This is a genomic window from Oceanospirillum sediminis, from assembly GCF_014164585.1.
Classification (GTDB): domain Bacteria; phylum Pseudomonadota; class Gammaproteobacteria; order Pseudomonadales; family Halomonadaceae; genus Oceanospirillum; species Oceanospirillum sediminis.
The window spans coordinates 1-307 of record NZ_JACJFM010000363.1 but is presented as its reverse complement, the minus strand read 5'-3'; the positions used below and the strand labels follow the sequence as shown (position 1 = coordinate 307).

The 307-nt window shown below is 38.1% G+C and carries 1 protein-coding gene; it reads right to left on the bottom strand.

All coding sequences use genetic code 11. The features are described from left to right. Nucleotides 1-5: 5 nt before the first annotated feature. A partial coding sequence (locus tag H4O21_RS28915; RefSeq protein WP_182812777.1) for a M24 family metallopeptidase occupies nucleotides 6-307 on the bottom strand: 302 nt, incomplete at its 5' end.

The following is a 307-nucleotide window of genomic DNA, read 5'->3' as shown; positions in this document are numbered from 1 at the left end:
TTTTTTTATGCGTTCATGAGTTCTTCAATCTCTTCAATTTCAATAGGAATATTTTTCATAAGATTGAATGGTGCACCTTTTTCTAGGATTACAACGTCATCTTCCAGTCTTACGCCAAAACCTTCATCAGGGATATAGATGCCTGGTTCCACAGTAAATACCATATTGGCTTGCATAGGCTCAGTTAAGATGCCATAATCGTGAGTGTCTAATCCCATATGGTGACTTGTGCCATGCATGAAATATTTTTTGTAGGCTGGCCATTCAGGATCTTCATTTTTAACATCCGCTTTGTCGAGTAAGCCTA